We start from the raw sequence: 17,797 nt of genomic DNA, 5'->3' as shown, positions 1-17,797 counted from the left end.
CCAAACTTTGTAAATTCTTAATTTAATTATAATGAAAAAGAAATGTACTTTCAAACACAAAATAGAAAATAAATGTATTTTCGATTAATTATTATGCATTTAACAACATTTATATAACTACCACATAAAGGGTTTTTAGTCGCTTCTCCTTATGAATGCTCATTCATTGTTTCATTTTTTATTCAATTCATGCGCTTGCTATTCCTATATTTAAAAAATAATTTTATAAAAATTTTTCTATCATCTTGTAAAAAAAATAGACTTCCTCTATTAGCGATTGACGATTTTCTATACAAAAAAAGCTTTAGAAAAACTTGAAAGTTCAAGTTTCTCTAAAGCTAGATACTTCCTCACATTATGGAGGCTACATTATAAAATTATACGGTCAACATATAGTAAATACCGACTGCCAAAAATGCGATGCAGACTACGATTAGAACTTTCGCTAATTTTTCCATCTCAGTACACTCCTATGCAATACTTGCCCCAATAACGAACGATAGTCCGACTGAAATCGTAAAGGAAATAAAGCCTACTGAGCGATTGTCATTGGCAATTTCCTGATCCACGTTAAAACGGGGTGTCATAAATTCAAATAAGAAATACGCCACGATGAGTAACGTAAAGCCAAATAGTCCCCAACCAATCATTTCACTCAGCGTACTATGACGTGCAATCGAATAACGGAAAATATTGCAAATCCCTAATATTTTACCGCCAGTTGCAAGCGCCACAGCTACATTACCATTTTTTATTTCTTCCCAGTTTTTATATTTCGTAACGACTTCGAACAATGCCATCGAGACGACTAAACATAACACAACAACACTAAAATATCCTGCCGTTTCGATAATTGGATATCGCCAAAAGCTAGAATTTAGCATTTTCTCCGTCCCCTTTACAGCTTATTTCAATTCCACAACAGTAACGCCAAATCCACCTTCGCCTGCTTCTCCAAAACGGAAGGACTTCACCCGTTTATGTTTTTTCAGGTAACTTTGTATGCCCTGACGCAATGCTCCTGTCCCAACACCGTGAATAATCGACACGCGACCATAGTTTGAAAGCAGCGCATCATCTATATATTTTTCAGTGCGAATGATCGCATCCTCATAGCGCTCTCCACGTAAATCTAATTCTAATTTCACATGGCTATCTCGATTTTTCACACCAGAAACACGTTGAACAGGCTCTTTCTCTGGTTTAATGTATTCTATATCTGTATCGGCAATTTTCATTTTTAAAATGCCCATTTGGACAACCCATTCAGCATCAGAGACTTTTTCAAGTAAAGTTCCTCGTTGTCCATAGCTTAACACCTTTACCTCATCACCTACAACCAAGTTTTGCGCACGCGCCTTCACTTGCGCTGCTTTTTTCAATACTTTGTTATGCTCAAGGGGTGTCGCCTCTTCTAAACGTTTACGCGCCTCAATTAACTCATGTTCTTTTACTACTTGATCGGCATTTTTGCGCATTTCACGAAGCTCGGTAATAATGGTTTCTGCTTCTCTTTTTGCATCTTCCACAATTTTACGTGCTTTTTCTTTCGCTTTTTTATCGAGTGCTTCTTTGCGCTCATCATATGCTTGCAGCTTATCTTGTAGCTCTTTGCGCAGTGCCTCAGACTCTAAAAGTAAATCATGGGAGCGCTCCGCATCATCCTCTGATTGGCGTCTCGTTTCTTCTAAGGAAGCAATCATAGACTCCACCTCATGACGGTCCGTACCTGTGAAGCTTTTAGCACGATCAATAATGGACTCTGGTAAGCCAAGACGACTAGAAATTTCAAATGCATTAGAACGACCTGGTACACCAATAAGTAGGCGATATGTCGGACTTAATGTTTCGATATCAAATTCTACACTCGCATTGGCAACGCCAGGTCGATTGTAGCCATATGCTTTTAATTCGGGATAGTGCGTTGTTGCCATTACACGCGCACCACGTCCATGCACTTCATCCAAAATGGAAATAGCTAAGGCAGCACCTTCTTGAGGGTCTGTTCCTGCACCTAATTCATCAAATAACACCAATGATTCGTGATCGAATTGCTGTAAAATGTCGACGATGTTTACCATATGAGATGAAAATGTAGAAAGCGATTGTTCAATTGATTGTTCATCACCGATATCAGCAAAAAGCTGCTCAAATACCGCTAGCTCTGAACCATCTAATGCGGGCACTGGTAAGCCTGCCTGCGCCATTAATGTACAAAGACCAACTGTTTTTAACGTCACAGTCTTACCACCCGTATTAGGCCCTGTAATGACAATTGCTGTAATGTCTCTACCGAATTCGATATCATTAGCAACTGCCGTTTCAATAGGTAAAAGTGGATGACGTGCTCTTACAAGTCGGATATACCCGTCCTTGTTCATCTTTGGCATCGTGCATTTATTGGCTTGGCCATATTTACCTTTTGCTAAAATGACATCAATCTCACCTAATAGTTTCACTAAGTTAAATAAATCGGGTGCAACTTCCTCAACCATCGCACTTAAAGCAAGTAAAATACGATCAATTTCCGTTTGTTCTTTCATCTTAAGTCGATGAATTTCATTATTTGCTTGTACAACTGAATCTGGTTCGATAAATAACGTTTGGCCAGATGACGATTGATCGTGCACAATGCCACCGTAATGATGTCGATATTCTTGCTTAACTGGAATTACATAACGGTCGTTTCGAATCGTAACAATGGCATCTGACAGCATTTTTGATGCATTGCTACCACGAGTTAGACTTTCTAGTCTCGAACGCACTTTAGCCTCTTCAGCACGCAAAGATTGACGAATAGAACGCAATGTTGGACTTGCTGAATCTAAAACAGCACCATTATCGTCAATACAGTTATTAATTTCATGCTGTAATCCTGTTAATACGGGCATCATTTCCTTTTTAGCAATGAAATGAGGAATTTCAATGATTTCCTCTGACTCTAAGTCCTCTAGGAAATTGCGCAAAATACGGCTAGCTCGAATCGTACTTGATACTTCCATTAATTCCATCGCTGAAAGCATCCCGCCGATTTGTGCACGTCTTGCAGCAGGTCGAACATCGAAAATACCACCCATTGGGACATTACCTTTTACACGTAAAATGGATAGCCCTTCATCCATTTCTTCTAGTAACTGAACTACTTTTTCATAGTCTGTTTGTGGTACAAGCTCATCAATGGCTGATTTGCCAATTGATGAAGTACAGTATGTAGCCACTTGTTGACGTACTTTATCATATTCTAGTGTTTTTAATGCGCGGTTTGCGATCACTGAGAACACCTCCTCAACCTATTTATTTCGTCGAATAAACGCCTCAAACTGTTCGCGCGTCCATGTGTTGACAATCATATCTTTTTTCAGCCATGCCTTATTTGCGTAGCGCACACCTATATCCATAAAACGTAAATGAGCGATATCATGCGCATCGGTATTAATCGCGACAGGTACCCCTGCTGCAACCGCCATTTCTAAGTGCTCCACACATAAATCTAAACGATATGGATTTGCGTTTAACTCTAAAATTTTACCATATTCCTTCGCCCATTCAATTAACTGTGCAATATCTGGATTATAACCAGCCCGATCCTCAATAATGCGACCCGTTGGATGGGCAATCATATGAACATACGGATTTTGCATTGCCGTGTGTAAACGCGCCATAATTTTATCTTGTGACTGCGTAAAACTGGAGTGAATTGAGGCTATTACAAAATCTAATTTTTTTAGTACGTCATCATCAAAATCCAACGAACCATCTGGTAAAATATCCATCTCTGTTCCTGCATATAAATAAAAGTCTGGATGTGTTTCGTTAAATGCTTCAATTTCCGCTCGTTGCTTCACTAAACGTGCAGGTGTTAAACCATTCGCCACTTTTAAATACTGGGAGTGATCGGTAATAACGCCATAGTGATAACCACGAGAAATTAATGCCTCTCCCATTTCAGCAACGGCATATCCACCATCTGACCATGTCGTATGCATATGCAAATCAGCTACAATATCCTCCAGCTTCACTAAATCCTTCACTTCACTTTGGCGATCAAATTCTGTTGATCCTGTTCGTAAGCTAGGTGGAATAAATGGCATATCAAAATGGTCAAAAAATGCCGCTTCATCTGTAAATGTCAGTACAGTGCCATCTGCTTGCTCTACACCATATTCACTAATTTTCTCCCCACGCGTCTTTGCAAGCTGACGCATACGCACATTATGATCCTTTGAGCCAGTAAAATGGTGCAAAGCTGTTGCATATTCAACATCTTTCACTAATCGAAAATCAACACTTATCGGTTCATCTAAATCTAAAACAACTGAAATTTTTGTATCGCCTGCAGCGACGACTTCCTGAATTGCAAGTTCACTCAATAACTTTTCACGGACTACTTCAATCGCTTCCGTTACAACGATAAAATCGATATCTTTACTCGTTTCTGAAGCACGACGGAAGCTTCCAGCTACTGAGAAACGTGTCACTTCCTCCATACTACCGAGAAGTGCTTCAATTTGTAAAACAACAGGCTCTAGCAGCCAAATTGGCAAACGTTCCGAACGATTGGCAAAGTTCGCAAGTTCCTTTAAAATTTTTTCTTCTGTTTTCGCTGCAAAGCCCGCTAGCTCGCGCACTTTGCCAGCCTCACATGCAGCTTGTAAGCTTTCAGCAGAGTCAATGCCTAGCTCTTGATGAAGCTTGGCAATTTTTTTGCCACCTAAACCTGGCAACTTTAATAGCGGTAGTAATCCTTTTGGCACAATATCTTGTAATTCTTTTAAAAGACTAGATTCTCCAGTCTCAATCAAATCTTCAATAACAGCAGCTGTGCCTTTCCCAATTCCTTTAAGCTTTGTCACATCTTCCATTTCACTTAGGGAGCGTTCGTCTGTTTCAAGTGCGGCAGCTGCCTTTCGGAAGGCGGATACCTTGAAGGGATTTTCACCTTGTAGCTCCATATATAAAGCAATTTTCTCTAGTGTTCGAATAATTGTCTTTTTGTTCATTTAGAATTCCTCCTATCGTAAAAACACTTCCCTCTAGTCCGAGAGAAGTGCATCGATTACTATTGCCTATTCATTGCGGCTCTGCGCACAAAACAGCTGTGCCCTTAACAACAACTTCGCCATTTCAGCAGATTTCTACGGACAAACAAGTGAACACTACATTCAGTTTTCCATGCGTAGATGCCAAATTGTTATGAAGCATGGAGATAAATATACCACCAATTTTGGAACATCTTTGTAATAATCGGCGTATGCTCCAAAATGAGGCCTGATAAGAACGACTTCGACATTAAATTTTGTACTAAATCAATTGGTACTAATGCCAAAACATACAACACAATAAACAAAATTAAATAATTTTCAATTACGCCAAGCAGTGCACCAAGCCAACGGTTCACCGTATTAAGCACAGGTAGATAGGCAATAAAGTCAAAAATAGACGCCACAATTTGCAATGAAATTTTCACTGCAAAGAAAATAACCGCAAATGCAATAACACGGTAAAACGTGCGGTCTAAATCTAAGCTATCAATGACAACCCCGAGGCTTCCTGAATCCGTTACACCTGGATATGGCACCCAAAACACAAATTTCTGTGCTAATGGCTTATAATAAATATACGCAACAATTAGGGCAACGACAAAGCTGACAATATGCATCATTTGTACAATGAAGCCACGTTTTGCCCCCACTAGCAGTCCAACTAATAGAACTACTAATATGATTAAATCTAGCATTCACTTCAACCCTTTAATTTTTTCAATTCTTCTTCTAGTAATTCTATTTGCTCTTTTAAGAGTAAATAATCGTGCACCGTATTTACGGCTGTAAGGACGGCAAGCTTTGTGCTATCAAGTGAGGGATTATGTAAATTCATTTCGCGCATACGGTCATCAACAATAGAAGCGACAAGTCGCATGTGTCCAATGGATTCGGAGCCGACCATTTTATATGTATGACCATATATTTCCACAGAAATTTTATTCTTTTCTTGATTTTCCATAGTCGCACCCTCCAATAAAATCATTTTGCTCACGATTTTGACAGTAATGAGCAACGTCCACACAAAAAAGCTATATATTATCATAACATGAAAGGTATAAAATTGTGAACAATGAGGATAGAAAGGAACGGTTAAATGTCAAATATTGTACTATTAATTTCAACAAATGCACAAAAAGAGGTGATGTCTTATTACGCAAGTTATTTTGTGGAGCGAAAAGCACCAGGTGTGGTGTTTGCCGCAAAACTTCCTGATACAGCTATTACGATGTATAAATCAGGGAAATGTATGTTCCAAGGCGGGGGAGCTGAGCGAGAAGCCGCACGTTGGGGTGCCACTGGGGTAGCAACTACTCAAAAGTCCTCAACCATTGGAGCAAAAGGCGATACGCTTCCAGAAGGCTTTGCCTCAATGTCTGTGTTAGGCTCCGATGAAACGGGGACAGGCGATTATTTTGGTCCTATAACAGTCGCTGCAGTTTACGTTCCTTCTACAAAAATAGAACTAATAAATGAGCTCGGTGTTAAAGATTCTAAAATGCTTACTGATGACTATATGCGCAAAATAGCACCTGATTTACGTGCAGCATGTATCCATAGCGTACTCGTATTGCGCAATGAAAAATATAATGTATTACAAGCACGTGGCTACTCTCAGGGTAAAATGAAAGCAATGATGCATAATAAGGCGCTCGGCAATACACTGTCAAAAATGGCACCTGAAAAACCTACGCATATTTTAATTGATCAGTTTGCTGAACGCGGCGTCTATTACAATTATTTAAAAAATGAGCGGGACATTGTAAAAGAGGATGTACTATTTTCAACGAAAGCTGAACAATTACATGTTTCAGTTGCTACTGCTTCGATTTTAGCTCGCGCTGCATTCTTAAAGGAAATGGATCGACTAAGTGAGCTTGCTGGCATAGAGTTACAAAAAGGGGCATCAAGTAAAGTTGATGCACTAGCTGCCCGAATTTGGCGTGGACAAGGGGAGGAATTTTTGCGCTCCATCACAAAATGGCATTTTGCTAATACAGAAAAGGCTCGGAAGTTAAAATAAATATATAGAGGTCTTATTACGTTGATTTCCGCTACGGGCTGACGCTTTCCGCGGGCACACCGTAAGCCGCAACCCTCGCTATCGCGCGGATTGTTGCGTCTTACGTGGCGTGCGTTCCCGCAGGAGTCGCCAGCCCTTCGCTCCAATCAACTAGATTGCATGCTTTTCCAAAAGATAAAAATTAAATGTATTCGATAGTTGCTCTTTTCAACCACTCAATATATTTAGGACTATTACATTGATTTCCGCTACGGGCTGACGCTTTCCGCGGGCCCTTCGCTCCAATTAACTTAATAGGTATTAAAAAAGACAAAAGGCACCAAGAGTAATTTCTTGGTGCCTTTTGTCGACACTCTAAGCTGTCTCTAATTTCGAAACAGCTTGTTAAATTAGTATAAATTAACGTACTTCTGTTCCTTCAATTGTAGCAATTGTTTTTAACACTTTGTTATGTGCTGCAACTACCTCATCATCTGTTAATGTTCGTTCTGGATCGAAGTATGTTAATGAGAAGGCAACAGATTTTTTACCTGCTTCCATTTTTTCACCTTCATAGACATCAAACACGCGAATGTCCTTCAACAGCTTCACACCCGCTGAACGTATCGCAGTAATTACTTCACCTGCTGCTGTTGCACGGTCCATAACAAGCGCGATATCACGAGACATCGCAGGGAAACGAGGAACCGCTTTATAACCAAGTGGTGCTTCACTTGCATTCGCATGAAGTAATGCTACTAAATTCATTTCCATTACATACGTATCTTTGACACCCCATGACTTTTGTTCTGCAGGATGTAAGCCACCGATAATACCAACTTGTTCTCCGTCTAATAAAATACTTGCTGTTCGTCCAGGATGTAAGCCAGCTACCTCTGTTTTAACAAATGCAATGCGATCTGTTAATCCAAGCTTGCCAATGACACCCTCAATAATTCCTTTTAGTACAAAGAAGTCTACTTCCTTTTTCTCACCTTGCCAAGCATGATCTAACCATTTACCTGTTAAAACAGCAGCTACATGCTCTTCTTCAAAAGGTAGCCCCTCTTCTGTTTGACCAAGGAACACAGAACCAACTTCATATAATGCTACGCTATCTGCTTTACGCGCAACGTTATAGGCTGCTGCTTCAATTAAATGTGGAATCAAGCTTTGGCGCAGTGTTGAACGGTCTTCACTCATCGGCATTAATAAACGTGTTACAGGCTCAGCTTTTAGTGCAAAGCGTTGTGATAGTGCTTCAGATGTTAAAGAATAAGTAACAGCCTGATAAAGGCCTGCACCTTCTAAATAGTCACGCACGACACGACGATTCGCTTGGTAAGCTGTCAATTGCCCAACTTGGTTTGCACCCTCTGGTAAAGTCATTGGAATTTCATCATAACCATATAAACGTGCAATTTCTTCAACGATATCTTCTTCAATTTTAATATCTTGTCGACGTGTTGGTGCATCAATAATTAATAAGCCATTCGCTGCTTCTACACCGAATTTTAAACGCTCTAAAATAGAAAGCATATCTTCTAATGAAATTTTCATGCCAAGACGTTCGTTAATAAAGTCTGGAGAGACAACAACACGAGCTGGTGTTTTATCTAATTCATCAACGATACAAGTACCTTCTAACACTTCACCGCCAGCTAACTCAGCTAGTAATGCTGCTGCACGTTCTGCTGCAGGAATTACTCGGTTTGGATCAACGCCTTTTTCAAAGCGAGCTGATGCATCCGAGCGAAGACCTAGATTACGTGAAGTTTGGCGAACTGTTAAACCATCGAAATAGGCAGATTCAATAACTACAGTTGTTGTCGTTTCTGTTACCTCAGAATTTGCTCCACCCATTACACCTGCAATCGCTACTGGCTCCTTGCCATTAGTAATGACTAAATCAGTTGCCTTTAATGTACGTTCTTGGTCATCTAAAGTCGTAATTTTTTCACCTTCTGTTGCTTTACGAACAACAATTTCACCTGTAGCTAAGCTATCGTAGTCAAATGCATGAAGCGGTTGACCATATTCCATTAAAATATAGTTTGTCACATCGACTACATTATTGTGAGGACGTACTCCAGCTGCCATTAATCGGTGCTGTAACCACATTGGTGACTCTGCAATTTTAACGTTTTTCACAACTTTCGCTACGTACATTGGGTTCGCTTGCAAATCTTCCACGCGAAGCTTTAATAAGTCCCCTGCTTTTTCGGAAGATGTATGATATTCGATTTCTGGGTACTTTACTTCTTCTGACAGAATTGCACCAACCTCATAAGCCACGCCTAGCATTGAAAGCGCATCGGAGCGGTTTGGTGTTAAGCCAAGCTCAAGCACAGTATCACGAAGACCTAAAACCGCTAGTGCATCAGAGCCCACCTCTGCATCTGCTGGCAACACATAAATGCCTTCAGCATAAGCTTTCGGTACTAACTTACCTTCAATACCAAGCTCTTGTAATGAACAAATCATGCCGTTTGACTCGTGCCCACGAAGTTTTGCTTTTTTAATTTTAATGCCTCCTGGTAAATGTGCACCAGGACGAGCAACGATTACTTTTTGCCCTGCATCTACGTTTGGCGCTCCACAAATAATTTGTTGTGGCTCTGCTTCTCCAACATCAACTTGGCAAATGTTTAATTTATCAGCTTCAGGGTGCTTCTCCTTTGACACAACATAGCCGACAACGACTTTATCCATGCCGCTAGCACGGTCAATAACTGCGTCTACTTCAATACCTGAGCGTGTAATTTTTTCTGCTAAATCTTCAGGCGCTAAGTCCTGTGTACTTACATAATCTTTTAACCATTCTAATGATACTAACATTTATAGTCCCCCTTACGCCTCTGTTCGCTCGAATTGTGATAAGAAACGTGTATCACTTGTATAGAAATGACGAATATCGTCGACACCATATTTCAACATCGCAATACGTTCTGCACCAATACCAAATGCGAAACCAGAAACTTTCTTCGGATCGTAGCCTGCCATTTCAAGCACATTTGGGTGTACCATACCTGCACCTAAAATTTCAATCCAACCTGTGCCTTTACATACGTTACAGCCTGAGCCGCCGCATTTAAAGCAAGAAATGTCCATCTCAACAGATGGCTCTGTGAATGGGAAGAAGCTTGGGCGTAAACGTATTTCACGATCTGCACCGAACATTTTTTTCGCTAACGTATCTAACGTACCTTTAAGGTCGCTCATTCGAATATTTTCGCCAATGACTAAACCTTCAATTTGCATAAATTGGTGAGAGTGTGTTGCGTCGTCATTATCACGACGGAATACTTTCCCTGGACAAATGATACGGATAGATTCGCCTTTTTTCTCTTCCATTGTGCGTGCCTGTACTGGCGATGTATGTGTACGTAATAATATTTCCTCGGAAATATAGAACGAATCCTGCATATCACGAGCAGGGTGACCTTTTGGTAAGTTTAAAGCTTCAAAGTTATAGTAATCCTTTTCTACTTCTGGTCCTTCAGCAATTTCATAACCCATCCCGATAAATAAATCTTCAATTTCTTCGATAACGCGTGTTAATGGGTGACGGTTCCCTACTTTAATGTCACGACCAGGTAATGTAACATCAATCGACTCACTTGCTAATTTTTCGGCAATAGCTGCTTCTTCTAAAACAGTTACTTTTGCTTCTAGCACCGCAGTGACATTTTCACGAACCGTATTAACTAAAGCACCCATTTTCGGACGCTCTTCAGCCGATAGTTTCCCCATGCCTTTTAATAAATCTGTGATTGGTCCCTTTTTTCCTAAATAAGCGACACGTACATCATTTAATTCTTTTAAATTTGCTGCTGCTTCAATTTTCGCTAGCGCTTCTTGCTCTAATTGCTTTAATTGCTCTTCCATGTGTAAAACCTCCTTGTTCATATAAGTGCCCGCTTGCACAAATGGCACAAAAAAACCTCGCCCCCAAAAAAGGGACGAGGACATATTCGCGGTACCACCCTAGTTATTGCACGATCAACTTCGTACAATCACTTCATTGACATAACGACTCGATTGAAGCCGGCATACCTTTACAGCCGTTTCACTTGCTGGTCCCGGTAGCTGCTCGCAGGCTGAATTCAAAATTGCATTGGCTCGGCGCTGGCTCTCAATCTTCGGCCTACGCTCCCTGTCGTCCATTCACAATCTTTACTACTTCCTGGTCAAAGCATTTCAATATACTTAATTACATTTTAAATGTGATTATACATTATGACGCCACTTCAAAGCAAGGGGCATCTGTTCCCTATAGCAGTATGACATGATTTAACGGCGATTCCTGACGTTCTATCGGCGATTGCCATTGTTTTATCGGCTATTCCTGACATTCTATCGGCGATTGCCCTGGTTTCATCGGCGATTGCCAGCTTATTATCGGCGTTTTGACTAGTGTTACGCACGTAAAACAAAACCTATTTTACAAATCCATACAAAACAATACCCGTTGCAACAGCGACATTTAATGATTCTGCTTGTCCGAAAATAGGAATAATCATATTTTGATCGGTCATTGCTAATAACTGTGGATTAATGCCACTGCCTTCATTCCCCATCATAATAGCGAAAGCACCTGTATGCTGAATATCATGATAAATGACAGCATCTTCATCAAGCGCCGTTCCAAATACTGGAACACCATTATCCTGAAGCATATCGATCCAATCCTCTAATTCCCCACGAATCACTGGAATATGGAAATGTGACCCTTGAGCAGAGCGCAACGTTTTCGGGTTATAAAGATCTGCACAGCCTTTGCCAAGTATAACCGCATCTAAACCAGCTGCATCTGCTGTTCGAATCATTGTGCCAATGTTACCTGGATCTTGTACAGCATCGATTAAAAGGACTTTGCGCCATGAACCCATGACATCTTGCTCTACCGTCATTTGCTTACAAACAGCAAACACACCTTGTGAAGTCTCGGTCTCAGCAAATTCCTTTGCAACAGCTGCCGTTACTTCTACCATTGCCACATCATCAATTGGCCATAGCATCGGTAAGTCAACACCCTCTCGCACAATTAGCTGTAACACTTGACCACTATTTTTCAGCGCTTCTTCTACTAAATGGAATCCCTCAACTAAAAACTCACCTGAACGCTCACGTTCTTTTCGTGTAGTCGCTAATTTTTTCCAATATTTTACCAACGCATTTTGCGTAGATTCTATTCTCTTCATCGTCTTTCGTACCGCCTTTTTCCTATTTACTGTTCATTATTATACAGTAGAAAACAACAAATTACATAGTCCAGCAAAATGTAGCCAATTGTCAGAATTGTTTGGGTGTCAGGCACTCAAAAGTGCTTACCCTATTTCTTCCGTTCTCTTTCGATACATATAATGCTTGATCTGCCTTTTTCAAAATCGTTGCATCTGTATCCTTTTCTGTTACGGTCGCAATACCGATACTTATCGTGACTTTACCAGTTTGCCATTCCGCCTGTTCAACAACCCGACGTATTTGCTCAGCAATCGTCCTCGACGTATCTACATCTGTTTCAGGTAAAATAATAACAAATTCCTCTCCACCATAACGAGCGACGACATCATCTTGTCGGGCATGCGCATTTAAAATTCGTGCCAATTGGGCAAGAACTTCATCACCTACTTGATGTCCGTATGTATCATTTACCTTTTTAAAATGATCGATATCCAAAATTAAAAGAGAGAATAGTTGTGCTGTTTCATCGAATATAGCAAGTTGCTCCTCAAGCTTCTCTTGAAAAAACCTTCTGTTCTTCAATCCTGTTAGCTTATCAGTAACGGATAGTTCTACTAATGTGGCGTTTATGCTTAAAAGCTCATTTTGTTTTCGCTCAATTTCCAAATGCAGTTGCTCTAATTTAGCTAAAGCCTGATCCTTTTCTAAATAAGCAGCCTCTAATTGCTTTTTAGCTGAGCGTAACTCTAATTCATAATCAATGCGCTTTTTCATAGGCACTAAAATACAATCAATACATTCAGCCTCTCCCACCATATACTTCCTACCATTCAATAGAAAAGGAATCGCAGTACCATCGCGATGCTTTAAACTGATAAACAGTTCTTCCACATGATCGTTCAGATTTATTGTTGGGTAAAAATAAGAATGAAAAATCATCTTATTAGGCTTGGACATTAGCAATTCAATATGCTGGTGTAATAAATCCACCCGTTCATAACCTATCCACTCAAGAAAGGTCTGATTCACCTCTATCATCATTCCATCATGCGTAATGGCAATAAATCCACAAGGTGCATAGTTCAATCGTTTATCCATGAATTATTCATAATCCTTTCTTATTCCATTACAGAAATTGTGTAATTAACTGAATCGTTTCCTCAGGATGGCTAATATGAGGATAATGACCTTTTGCAGTCATTAATCGAAACGTACTGGCTTTTAAATGATTGTGCAAATATTCGCCAACCTCAATTGGAACGATACTATCGTCCGAACATTGCATAATTAAAATAGGCACACTCACACTAGCCTTTGTTAAGTCGCCTCGATGATCTGATAAAAACGTTACTTCCGCAAACTCCCTTGCAATCAGTGGGTTAGCAGAATTAAAAGTTTGTTCAAGCTCTTTTGTTAGTTTAGGAGAGTCAGGATTATTCATGGCAATCGGTGCTAGAAAGCTAGCCCAACCTGAAAAATTCATTTCCATCATATCTAATATTTCCGTAATATCACTCAGCTCAAATCCACCAACATAGCCATTGTCATCATTTAAATACCGCGGCGAAGGTCCAATCATAATTAGTTTTTCAAAGTAATCAGGGCGTTCGATTGATGCAAGTAAACCAATCATTGAACTAATAGAGTGACCAATAAAAATGACCTGTTGCAGCCCAAGCGCTTCAATTATGTCTAAAACATCTTGCTTGTACCCTTGTAGAGACTGATATTTATCAGATTGATAAGCGTTTAAATCTGAATTACCAGAACCAACATAATCAAACAAAATAATTTGGTATTGCTCCTCGAAAGCAGGCGTAATATAGCGCCACATATTTTGATCGCAGCCAAATCCATGTGCAAAAAGAATCGGTTTCTGCCCTTTTCCAATAATTTTCACATTATTGCGTACAACAACATCCATCATCGCATTTACCCCTTTTAGAAATATATGTAATATCTCCATTTTGACTGTGCTTTCAATAATTATCAAGGAAATAATAATAGTAAACTTCACAAAAAAAGTAGAATGCTAAGTTTCAATCGCACTCTACTCTTTATGTCATGACATTTTAAAAAACTTGTTTGATGCTACATCCACTTTTTAATTGTTGGAATACTTTGAGGGAATGTAAAAACATTGTAAGGGTCGTATTTGGTTTTGACTTCTCGTAAACGTCTAAAATTACGTCCATAATAAGCAGTAGGCCAATTTTGAATCGATTGATCTGGAAAATTCACATAATCCCCCATAGTAAAAGGAGATAATGTTCTTCTTATATCCTCAACCCACTGAACGTTTTCATTTTCGGCTTCATGATTTTCCCATGAGGTAATATATTCCTGAGCAATCAATGCTGTTCTATAATAAAAAGCCGTTTTGCTTGATCCAATTTGACCTACAGCCCCTCTTAGAGACTGCTGCCAGATGCTCGCATTTCGATTAGGGGCATTTGCTAAAAATTGTTTCATTCTTGCAATTGCCACATGTGGAAACGGTTTTTCAATAAAAGAGCCTGATCGTTTGCGGAATGCTGGTTGATTGCCGCTTGCAACATCAAAAAATCGTACCGCTTTTATGTACGGTACTTCTTTTATCCACACTTCCGTAGGTGAACCACTTTTCCTTAAAGGGCGTAAAAGCTTTTTTAATTCCGACGCCTCACCTACAAACAAACCTTGCACAACAATTTCGCCCACTTCCTGTGATTTTAGCTCTATTTGTGAAGTTATGCGTTCATCGGTAAATGGCGCCCATTTTTGCCAAGCATCAAATGCAATCTCAAAATCATCCCACTCCCACACGATAGCAAAAAGGGTAACGTCTGAAATAGGTTGAAGCTTGAACGTAAGGGCAGTAACAACACCGAAATTGCCCCCACCACCGCCACAACTAGCCCAAAACAAGTCACTATTTACATGTCGGTTTGCTTGAATTAACTCTGCTCCTTGATGTTCACTTGCTCTAACCATTTCAATTTCAATTAATTGATCGCAAGTAAGCCCAAAATGACGTGATAACATCCCAATCCCACCACCTAATGTCAAGCCCACAATGCCAACACTACTTTCGGTACCAGCAGGGATTGTCATACGATGTTGCCATAATGTACGGTACACTTTTCCAAGATTTGCACCAGCCTCAATTCGAGCAGTTCCATTTTCCACATTAACGGTGATATCATCCATTTCACTGACATCTATAATCAGACCGTGATTCACTAAGGAGTAGTTTTCATAATGATGTCGTCCGCTCCTTACTCGAAAATCTTCATTATTTTCCCTAACCCACTTTAACGCATTGATTACATCTTTAGTTCTTTGACAAAAAACAATTTTACTCGGGAATTTTGGCACACTTAAATTATTATTTGTTCTCGCTTCATCATAATCTGGATCACCTGGGCTAACAATTCTTCCTGTGAGCTTTACTTTCTTCAACGTCCAGCTCCTTTCTCTAATGATACAATTCGCATCTACTATACTATGTATAACTAATAAGAAAAAAATATGAGTATTGAAATGATTAAACATTTAAAAATAACACTGTATTTCATCATTAGGTAGATATTTAGTTACATATGATGCATTAACAAAACCTATTTAGGAGGAGACCGAATGTTAATACATGTAGTAAGCGCTGGTGAAACACTATGGCAAATTGCGAACCGCTATGCTGCACCAATGAGCGCTATTATTCAATTAAACGCTTTACCTGACCCAAATCAATTAGTGATTGGACAATCACTCGTTATACCTTCTTCTTTTACAACACATACCGTTAAAAAAGGAGAAACGTTGTCGTCTATTGCCCAACAATATCACGTGTCACTGCAATCCATTATCCAAGTAAATCATCTTACAAACCCCGATCTTTTAACACCAGGAACAAAACTAATTATTCCTCCCATCATTCATGTTGTAGAAAGTGGCGAGACATTATCGCAAATCGCTAAGGACTATAATACAACCGTACAGGCCATAATAGAGGAAAACGATATTACAAACCCCAATATGATCTATGTAGGTTCGCATTTAATTATTCCACGAATGAAACCTACTATTGAAATAAATGCCTATACGTACGAAACACCTGAAAAAGCAGTACAGTCACTAAATGCATTAGGCTCTCTACTTACGTATTTTAGCCCGTTTGCTTATTTGATGAACGAAGATGGAACATTGGAACCGTTAAACGACAAAGCAATGATAACTGCTGCCAACTCTCAAAATATTATTCCGATGTTAACCTTAACGAACTTCACTTCTACAGAAAGCGGGTCCAACTTAACCCACGTGATATTGTCAAATCAACAATTATCAGAAAAAGTCATCGATAATATATTAAAAGTCATGGAAGATAAGGGCTATAAAGTGCTAAATATAGACTTCGAAAATGTCCTACCTGCAGATCGAGAAAACTATAACCAATTTCTTCAATTAGCCGTTGATCGCCTTCATCCGAAAGGCTTTTTAGTTTCAACTGCACTCGCTCCTAAAACAGGGCCATCTCCAGCAGGATCAACTTATGAAGCATATGATTATGAGGCACATGGCAGAATTGTGGATTTTGTCGTGCTAATGACATATGAATGGGGCTATCGACTAGGACCTCCACAGGCAATCTCTCCAATTAATGAAATGAGGAAGGTTGTGGAATATGCGCTAACAGTAATACCCGCTAATAAAATATTTTTAGGCTTCCAAATTTATGCACGCGATTGGCTCATTCCACATGTGAAAGGTCAGGAAGCAGAAACATTTAGCCCTCAAGAAGCGGTTGCAAGAGCACAACAATATGGGGCAACTATTCAATATGATCTAACAACACATTCCCCTTATTTTCGCTATGTTGACAAGCAAGGACGCAATCATGAAGTTTGGTTTGAAGATGCAAGAAGCGCTCAAGCTAAGTTTGACCTAACTAAGGAATATCATCTACGTGGTATTAGTTACTGGGCGTTAGGTTTTCCTTTCCCACAAAACTGGGCACTGTTAGATAATAATTTTTCAATCAAAAAATAAACATACTTTATCCTTATCCTCAGCACGATATTTTATAAGCAAATGAACCACTAAATATTTTTGCATTGCTACATGTTATTCTTATGTTTCCCTAGTTTTTCCCTTGATAAAAATATGAATTCAAAGCCATATTAAGAAATATTAAAGCGAAAGGAGCACTCAACTATGGGAAGAGATAATAAGCAAGGGCAAAGCAATAACAAAGGTTCATTACCGCAAACGCCAAAAAACCAAAAAATTGCGCCGAATAAAGTAAAAGAAGAATTTTCACAAGAATTTACAGAGCTTATTAATTCCGTAACGAAAAATAAGCAAAAAAAATAAGGAGGGACATCAATTGGATTATCTACGCGCACAAGAAATTGTTGCCTCTCCAAAGGAATATGAAGTGAGCTATAATGGCGTTTCTGTCTGGATTGATCAGTTACATGATGATGGTAAAACAGCTACCGTTCATTTACGTCGCTCACTAGAAGAACGCTCAGAAGTCACAATTTCCGAGCTAAAAGAAGAATACCTCGTTCATTAAACAACCCAACTT

Annotated in this window: 15 protein-coding genes; 4 read left to right on the top strand and 11 right to left on the bottom strand. The window is 39.5% G+C overall.

Features of this window, described 5'->3' with window-relative positions:
* Positions 1-470: 470 nt before the first annotated feature.
* The 5 genes from JNUCC52_RS19855 to zapA all read right to left on the bottom strand — a co-directional run bounded on the left by JNUCC52_RS19855 (position 471) and on the right by zapA (position 6,003).
* Complete coding sequence (locus tag JNUCC52_RS19855) at positions 471-884, bottom strand: DUF350 domain-containing protein (protein WP_010860124.1); 414 nt, start codon at positions 882-884, stop codon at positions 471-473.
* Between the two features lie 21 nt (positions 885-905).
* A complete protein-coding gene (locus JNUCC52_RS19850; protein ID WP_172772356.1) occupies positions 906-3,272 on the bottom strand; it encodes an endonuclease MutS2 in 2,367 nt (788 codons plus the stop codon).
* Between the two features lie 18 nt (positions 3,273-3,290).
* Positions 3,291-5,000, bottom strand: a complete 1,710-nt coding sequence (gene polX, locus JNUCC52_RS19845; RefSeq protein ID WP_337980629.1) for a DNA polymerase/3'-5' exonuclease PolX — start codon at positions 4,998-5,000, stop codon at positions 3,291-3,293.
* A 191-nt stretch (positions 5,001-5,191) separates the two neighbouring features.
* The gene (locus JNUCC52_RS19840) at positions 5,192-5,737 is read right to left on the bottom strand and encodes a CvpA family protein (protein WP_139860395.1); all 546 of its coding nucleotides are present in this window, start codon (positions 5,735-5,737) and stop codon (positions 5,192-5,194) included.
* A gap of 5 nt (positions 5,738-5,742) precedes the next feature.
* Positions 5,743-6,003: a cell division protein ZapA gene (gene zapA / locus JNUCC52_RS19835; protein ID WP_024363855.1), complete on the bottom strand. Its 261-nt coding sequence runs from the start codon at positions 6,001-6,003 to the stop codon at positions 5,743-5,745.
* A 135-nt stretch (positions 6,004-6,138) separates the two neighbouring features.
* Between zapA and rnhC the strand changes: the two genes are divergently transcribed.
* Positions 6,139-7,065 carry a ribonuclease HIII gene (rnhC, locus tag JNUCC52_RS19830; RefSeq protein WP_337980628.1) on the top strand — a complete coding sequence of 309 codons (927 nt, stop codon included), beginning with the start codon at positions 6,139-6,141 and terminating at the stop codon, positions 7,063-7,065.
* Positions 7,066-7,464: 399 nt separating this feature from the next.
* On the opposite strand, the gene pheT is transcribed toward rnhC, so the two are convergent.
* The 6 genes from pheT to JNUCC52_RS19800 all read right to left on the bottom strand — a co-directional run bounded on the left by pheT (position 7,465) and on the right by JNUCC52_RS19800 (position 15,672).
* Positions 7,465-9,882, bottom strand: coding sequence for a phenylalanine--tRNA ligase subunit beta (gene pheT / locus JNUCC52_RS19825; protein ID WP_337980627.1), 2,418 nt, complete (start codon positions 9,880-9,882; stop codon positions 7,465-7,467).
* Between the two features lie 12 nt (positions 9,883-9,894).
* On the bottom strand, positions 9,895-10,932 hold the full coding sequence (gene pheS / locus JNUCC52_RS19820) for a phenylalanine--tRNA ligase subunit alpha (protein WP_172772359.1): 1,038 nt from the start codon (positions 10,930-10,932) through the stop codon (positions 9,895-9,897).
* A gap of 551 nt (positions 10,933-11,483) precedes the next feature.
* Positions 11,484-12,248 (bottom strand): TrmH family RNA methyltransferase, encoded by a 765-nt coding sequence (locus JNUCC52_RS19815; protein WP_172772360.1) that lies wholly within the window; start codon positions 12,246-12,248, stop codon positions 11,484-11,486.
* 91 nt (positions 12,249-12,339) lie between these two features.
* Positions 12,340-13,329 (bottom strand): sensor domain-containing diguanylate cyclase, encoded by a 990-nt coding sequence (locus tag JNUCC52_RS19810; protein WP_337980626.1) that lies wholly within the window; start codon positions 13,327-13,329, stop codon positions 12,340-12,342.
* 28 nt (positions 13,330-13,357) lie between these two features.
* Complete coding sequence (locus JNUCC52_RS19805; protein WP_173477671.1) at positions 13,358-14,158, bottom strand: alpha/beta fold hydrolase; 801 nt, start codon at positions 14,156-14,158, stop codon at positions 13,358-13,360.
* A gap of 164 nt (positions 14,159-14,322) precedes the next feature.
* Entirely contained in the window at positions 14,323-15,672 is a 1,350-nt protein-coding gene (locus JNUCC52_RS19800) for an FAD-binding oxidoreductase (protein WP_337980625.1), read from the bottom strand.
* Between the two features lie 177 nt (positions 15,673-15,849).
* Between JNUCC52_RS19800 and JNUCC52_RS19795 the strand changes: the two genes are divergently transcribed.
* The 3 genes from JNUCC52_RS19795 to JNUCC52_RS19785 all read left to right on the top strand — a co-directional run bounded on the left by JNUCC52_RS19795 (position 15,850) and on the right by JNUCC52_RS19785 (position 17,785).
* On the top strand, positions 15,850-17,256 hold the full coding sequence (locus JNUCC52_RS19795) for a LysM peptidoglycan-binding domain-containing protein (protein WP_337980624.1): 1,407 nt from the start codon (positions 15,850-15,852) through the stop codon (positions 17,254-17,256).
* 165 nt (positions 17,257-17,421) lie between these two features.
* Complete coding sequence (locus tag JNUCC52_RS19790) at positions 17,422-17,580, top strand: YfhD family protein (RefSeq protein WP_172772364.1); 159 nt, start codon at positions 17,422-17,424, stop codon at positions 17,578-17,580.
* A 13-nt stretch (positions 17,581-17,593) separates the two neighbouring features.
* Positions 17,594-17,785 carry an H-type small acid-soluble spore protein gene (locus JNUCC52_RS19785; RefSeq protein ID WP_337980623.1) on the top strand — a complete coding sequence of 64 codons (192 nt, stop codon included), beginning with the start codon at positions 17,594-17,596 and terminating at the stop codon, positions 17,783-17,785.
* The last annotated feature ends 12 nt before the right edge of the window (positions 17,786-17,797 follow it).

The organism is Lysinibacillus sp. JNUCC-52 (assembly GCF_015999545.1).
In the GTDB taxonomy this organism is placed as follows: Bacteria; Bacillota; Bacilli; order Bacillales_A; family Planococcaceae; genus Lysinibacillus.
The sequence above is the reverse complement of the archived record's forward strand: the minus strand, read 5'-3'. Positions and strand labels throughout refer to the sequence as shown.

What these genes read in the sequence shown, in the direction of transcription:
- JNUCC52_RS19795 (WP_337980624.1), top strand. Translation starts at nt 15,850, where the DNA reads ATGTTAATACATGTAGTAAGCGCTGGTGAAACACTATGGCAAATTGCG.
- JNUCC52_RS19810 (WP_337980626.1), bottom strand. Translation starts at nt 13,329, where the DNA reads ATGGATAAACGATTGAACTATGCACCTTGTGGATTTATTGCCATTACG.
- zapA (WP_024363855.1), bottom strand. Translation starts at nt 6,003, where the DNA reads ATGGAAAATCAAGAAAAGAATAAAATTTCTGTGGAAATATATGGTCAT.
- JNUCC52_RS19805 (WP_173477671.1), bottom strand. Translation starts at nt 14,158, where the DNA reads ATGATGGATGTTGTTGTACGCAATAATGTGAAAATTATTGGAAAAGGG.
- JNUCC52_RS19840 (WP_139860395.1), bottom strand. Translation starts at nt 5,737, where the DNA reads ATGCTAGATTTAATCATATTAGTAGTTCTATTAGTTGGACTGCTAGTG.
- JNUCC52_RS19815 (WP_172772360.1), bottom strand. Translation starts at nt 12,248, where the DNA reads ATGAAGAGAATAGAATCTACGCAAAATGCGTTGGTAAAATATTGGAAA.
- JNUCC52_RS19855 (WP_010860124.1), bottom strand. Translation starts at nt 884, where the DNA reads ATGCTAAATTCTAGCTTTTGGCGATATCCAATTATCGAAACGGCAGGA.
- pheT (WP_337980627.1), bottom strand. Translation starts at nt 9,882, where the DNA reads ATGTTAGTATCATTAGAATGGTTAAAAGATTATGTAAGTACACAGGAC.
- polX (WP_337980629.1), bottom strand. Translation starts at nt 5,000, where the DNA reads ATGAACAAAAAGACAATTATTCGAACACTAGAGAAAATTGCTTTATAT.
- rnhC (WP_337980628.1), top strand. Translation starts at nt 6,139, where the DNA reads ATGTCAAATATTGTACTATTAATTTCAACAAATGCACAAAAAGAGGTG.
- pheS (WP_172772359.1), bottom strand. Translation starts at nt 10,932, where the DNA reads ATGGAAGAGCAATTAAAGCAATTAGAGCAAGAAGCGCTAGCGAAAATT.
- JNUCC52_RS19790 (WP_172772364.1), top strand. Translation starts at nt 17,422, where the DNA reads ATGGGAAGAGATAATAAGCAAGGGCAAAGCAATAACAAAGGTTCATTA.